Genomic DNA, 274 nt, shown 5'->3' with positions numbered 1-274 from the left:
TGCGCGCGGCGAACCGAGATTTCGTTGTGTTGTGCCGCGAGCTGGATCTGGTGGGTGGAGAAACCATCGGCATCGACGGCTCGTTTTTCCATGCCAGCGCCAGTGACGCCAGCATCACAACCAAGAAGCGCTTGGAAGCGGAGTTGAAGCAGCTCGAACGTGAGCTGGCGGCCTATACGCAAGACTTGGATGCCAACGATGCGCGGGAAACCGATGTGAGCGAGGCGTTGGGTGAAGCCCCCGCGCTGGCCCGCAAGCTGGAAGCACTCAAGGA

The 274-nt window shown here is 60.9% G+C and carries 1 pseudogene; it reads left to right on the top strand.

The features are described 5' to 3' along the window. A pseudogene (locus BQ17_RS21605) lies at positions 1-274 on the top strand (hypothetical protein); the annotation flags it as partial.

This window comes from Candidatus Thiosymbion oneisti, assembly GCF_900092655.1.
Classification (GTDB): domain Bacteria; phylum Pseudomonadota; class Gammaproteobacteria; order Chromatiales; family Chromatiaceae; genus Thiosymbion; species Thiosymbion oneisti.
This window is presented reverse-complemented; position numbering and strand designations above follow the sequence as displayed.